Source organism: Pseudarthrobacter sp. (genome assembly GCF_036675385.1).
In the GTDB taxonomy this organism is placed as follows: domain Bacteria; phylum Actinomycetota; class Actinomycetes; order Actinomycetales; family Micrococcaceae; genus Arthrobacter.
Map to the genome: position 1 here is coordinate 1 of NZ_JAKFFD010000089.1, position 4372 is coordinate 4372.

Sequence of the window (4372 nt, forward strand, 5' to 3'; positions counted from 1 at the left end):
GTGCCGATCGAGGGCAGGGCCACACCGACCATTGATACGTCCAGTGCGTCGAGTGCCAGGACGGTGCACAGGACCAGGAGGAGCATCCATTGTGCACCGGTCCAGCGCACGGCTGTAAGCCGGCCTCCGGCTGATCTTTCAAGGGTGGAAGTTGAAGTCATGGCTACAACTTATATGACACGTCATTGAATGACAAGGAATATTATGACGTGGACTTTTAATTCGTCATGAACTAGAATCGCTGCATGGCAACACCGCAGGACCAGCAGCTGGTTGAGCAATGGCGCAGCATCCAGACAACGTACTTCCATACCGCCGGGGCGCTGGACCGTGCGCTGGAGTCGAAGTTCAGCATCGGCCTGACGGAGTTTGAAATCCTGGACCTCGTGGCCGAAAGCACCGACGCGGCATGCCGCATGAAGCAACTCGGTGAGCGCACGCCGATGACCCAGAGCGCCATGTCCAAGGTGGTGGACCGGCTCGACAAAGCCGGACTGATTTCCCGCAAGTCCTGCGAAGATGACCGGCGCTCGCTGTTCCTGGAACTCACCGACGCCGGCCGCGCACTCCACCGGCAGGCCGCCGTCGAACACCGCGCCCTGCTGAGGGAAAACCTGGCCAAAGACTAACCCTCAGCCCTTGCCGTCCTGGCTGGGCTCGTCCTCGTCCGAGGTTGCGGATTTGATTAGGCGCGTCAGCGATCGTCGGGAAGCTCGCCATTGGCTGGGAATCCCATAAGAAGTCCGGGCCGAACGTGGCCACCCGGTGTCAAGGCCGCTTGACATGGCCCGGCCGGCTCTTTCTTGTCAGGCCTGGGTTGTCCTCCCTGGCCGGCGGTACCGGCTTGCAAACGTGGGCGGCGCAGGCTGGGGGATATTGGAGAGATCCGCGCCAGTCCGCCGTCGTCGTAATTCCAGAGCGAGGGCTTCCTGTCCGCGGGCCATTGCCCAACGGTGATTTGCGGAAAAGGCGGGCCTGAGCAGCCAGCTCAACCGACGCAGTAGCGGTTTTGCCGCACTGACCCGCCAGTCATAGGTGACAACCGTTTCTGGCCCGTCCTGTTCGAAGGTCCAGCGTCCGGTGCCGTTGAGGTCACCGTGCGCGGAGATTGCGAATCCATGCTCCGTGATGGGCTCGGTGACGGTGAGCCGCCACTTCAGGGTGTACGGCAGCCAACCTTTGGTATGTAGGGAGAACGCCTTTCCACTGCCATCCGGGTTGCCTGGATCGAGTGGCACAACAGTCAAATACACCGAGGGCCACCAGCGGGCCAGTGTTCCGGCATCGCCCAGAATGTCCATAACCTCGTGCGGGGTCCCGGCGACGCGCCAGACGGTCAGGAATTCGTAGTCGATGCTGCTTTTGGAATTGCCGCCCATGGCTGCCTCCACGGCAAGGATGGATAGTTGACCCAGAGTACTCACGTCGCTCCACGTGGTCAACGATCCGGTTCCGCATGCTTTAGCGGGACGTTTGCCCGCTGACCGCGTATGTCAGCGGTCAGCAACAATTCTTCGACGCGCGCGATTTAGACTGCACCCATGTCCGAAACTGAACGAACCACAGACCCGGTCTTCGAAGCTGCCTACGAGGCCGCACAAAAGAGCCTCCAAGAGGGCGGCATCCCGATCGGTGCTGCCTTGGCCCGAGGCGGGGTGGTCATTGCCAGCGGCCACAACGAGCGTGTCCAGCATGGCGATCCCATCGCCCACGGCGAGATGTCTGCTCTGCGGGCTGCCGGACGCCAGAAGAGCTACCGGGACACAACCCTCTACACAACCCTGGCGCCGTGTGCGATGTGTACGGGGACCATCATCCAATTCAAGATTCCGCGCGTGGTGGTGGGCGAGGCCGAGACGTTCCCCGGCGAATTCGAACTTCTCCGCTCACGCGGCGTCGAAGTGGTGGTGTTGAATGATGCCCGATGCGTCGAGATGATGCGCACCTTCCAGGACGAACACCCTGAACTATGGGCCGAGGACATCGCCGAGTAAGGACCTCGCTGCACACCTTCGCAGCCTGGTTGCAACCTTTGAAGTTCTAGCATGGGGGCCAGGACGAAGACGTCTGTTTTCCAGAGGAGTGACCATGACTGTTTATGTACAGCCCGGCCAATCAGGATCCAAGGTCCAGTTCAAGGACCGCTATGAGAACTGGATCGGCGGAGAATGGGTGGCTCCAACGACCGGCCAATACATCGAGAACGTTTCCCCGGTGAACGGAAAGCAATTCACCGAGGTGGCACGCGGCGCCGCCGCGGACGTTGAGCTCGCACTCGATGCCGCGCACAGGGCCGCCCCGGCGTGGGGCAAGGCTTCGGCCACAGAGCGCGCCGCCGTGCTGAACAAGATCGCCGACCGGATCGACGCGAACCTTGAGATGCTCGCCGTCGCCGAATCGTGGGACAACGGCAAGCCCATCCGCGAAACGTTGAATGCGGACATTCCGCTCGCTGCGGACCACTTCCGCTACTTTGCCTCCGCCATCCGCGCCCAGGAAGGCCGGCTGTCCCAGCTCGACGACGACACCACGGCCTACCACTTCCACGAACCCCTCGGCGTCGTGGGCCAGATTATCCCGTGGAATTTCCCCATCCTGATGGCCGTCTGGAAGATGGCTCCTGCCCTGGCGGCCGGCAACGCGGTGGTGCTCAAGCCCGCTTCCAACACCCCGGCCTCCATCCTGGTCCTGGCGGAACTCATTGCGGACCTGCTGCCTGCGGGCCTGCTGAATATCGTCAACGGCTTCGGGGCGGAAGTGGGTAAGCCGCTGGCCTCCAGCCCGCGGATCCGCAAGATCGCGTTCACCGGCGAGACCTCCACCGGGCGCCTGATCAGCCAGTACGCCAGCCAGAACCTGATCCCGGTCACCCTGGAACTCGGCGGCAAGAGCCCGAACATCTTCTTCAACGATGTTGCCGAATCCAACGACGCGTTCTACGACAAGGCGCTGGAGGGCTTCACCCTTTACGCCTTCAACCAGGGCGAAGTCTGCAGCAGCCCCTCCCGTGCCCTCGTCCAGGACGGTATCTACGATTCCTTCATGGCTGATGCCGTGGCCAGGACAGAACAGATCATCCAGGGCAACCCGCTGGACACCAACACCCAGATCGGTGCCCAGGCATCCGTGGGCCAGATGGAGAAGATCCTCTCCTACATCGACATCGGACTCGAAGAGGGCGCCAAAATCCTGGCCGGCGGTGCGCAGTCGGAGCTTGACGGGGACCTGGCCGGCGGTTTCTATGTCCAGCCGACCATTTTTGAGGGGCACAACTGGATGCGGATCTTCCAGGAGGAGATATTCGGCCCGGTGGTCTCCGTTGCACGCTTCGGCGACTACAACGACGCAGTCAGCATTGCTAACGACACCCTGTACGGCCTTGGCGCCGGTGTCTGGTCGCGCAACGGCAACGTGGCCTACCGTGCCGGCCGCGAGATCCAGGCCGGCCGGGTGTGGGTGAACAACTACCACGCCTACCCTGCCGGGGCAGCGTTCGGCGGCTACAAGTCCTCGGGCATCGGACGTGAAAACCACTCCATGATGCTGGACCACTACCAGCAGACCAAGAACCTCCTGGTAAGCCACTCAGAGAACAAGCTCGGCTTCTTCTAGAAGCAGCACCCTTGTCAGGCCCGCCCGCACCTGACCGCCCGCTGCACCATAACTACCGGTAGCAGCACAAAAGGCCCCGGGACGACGGCGGGACCTCCCGCCGTCGTACCCTGCTTGAGGGCACCACCGACAAAAAAGCGGCACCACGAAGGGACATCTGAATGACCAGAATGCTGATTATTGGCCCGCCCGGTTCGGGCAAGGGAACGCAGGCGGAACAGATCTCCGAACGCCTCGGCGTTGTGGCGATCTCCACCGGCGACATCTTCCGCGCCAACGTCAAGGGCGAGACCCCGCTGGGCGTGGAGGCGAAAAAGTACATGGACAACGGGGATTTCGTTCCGGACAGCGTCACCAACGAAATGGTCAGGTCGCGCCTCAGCGAGGATGACGTGGACGCCGGCTTCCTCCTGGACGGCTACCCCCGGACCACGGCACAGGTGGACTATCTTGACTCAATCCTGGCCAACGGTGACCAGAAGCTCGACGTCGTCCTGCAGCTGACCGCTGACGACGAGGAGCTGGTCACGCGCCTGCTGGGCCGTGCCAAGGAAACCGGCCGGAGCGACGACACGGAAGCCGTCATCCGGCACCGGCTGGACCTGTACCACGAGCAGACCGAGGCCGTGGTGGCCAAGTATGCCGGCCGCGGCATCCTCGCCAGGGTTGACGGGATTGGCGGGGTCGGCGAGGTCACGGACAGGGTGATGAGCACGCTCGGAGATCTTCTTAGGGTCTCCGCCGTAATCGGACGGTAGTA

Annotated in this window: 5 protein-coding genes; 4 read left to right on the plus strand and 1 reads right to left on the minus strand. The window is 62.5% G+C overall.

Annotated features, from left to right (window positions below):
* Nucleotides 1-245 precede the first annotated feature (245 nt).
* Entirely contained in the window at nucleotides 246-629 is a 384-nt protein-coding gene (locus V6M49_RS07145) for a MarR family winged helix-turn-helix transcriptional regulator (protein WP_332760688.1), read from the plus strand.
* 177 nt (nucleotides 630-806) lie between these two features.
* Here V6M49_RS07145 and V6M49_RS07150 read toward each other — a convergent pair whose 3' ends face one another.
* Nucleotides 807-1379 carry an SRPBCC family protein gene (locus V6M49_RS07150; protein WP_332760691.1) on the minus strand — a complete coding sequence of 191 codons (573 nt, stop codon included), beginning with the start codon at nucleotides 1377-1379 and terminating at the stop codon, nucleotides 807-809.
* Nucleotides 1380-1541: 162 nt separating this feature from the next.
* Here V6M49_RS07150 and V6M49_RS07155 point away from each other — a divergent pair, with 162 nt between their 5' ends.
* The 3 genes from V6M49_RS07155 (at nucleotide 1542) to V6M49_RS07165 (ending at nucleotide 4370) form a co-directional block, all read left to right on the plus strand.
* Nucleotides 1542-1994 carry a nucleoside deaminase gene (locus V6M49_RS07155; RefSeq protein ID WP_332760689.1) on the plus strand — a complete coding sequence of 151 codons (453 nt, stop codon included), beginning with the start codon at nucleotides 1542-1544 and terminating at the stop codon, nucleotides 1992-1994.
* Between the two features lie 94 nt (nucleotides 1995-2088).
* Nucleotides 2089-3612, plus strand: a complete 1524-nt coding sequence (gene exaC, locus V6M49_RS07160) for an acetaldehyde dehydrogenase ExaC (protein ID WP_332760690.1) — start codon at nucleotides 2089-2091, stop codon at nucleotides 3610-3612.
* A gap of 170 nt (nucleotides 3613-3782) precedes the next feature.
* Nucleotides 3783-4370 carry an adenylate kinase gene (locus V6M49_RS07165; RefSeq protein WP_181037177.1) on the plus strand — a complete coding sequence of 196 codons (588 nt, stop codon included), beginning with the start codon at nucleotides 3783-3785 and terminating at the stop codon, nucleotides 4368-4370.
* Nucleotides 4371-4372: the final 2 nt, after the last annotated feature.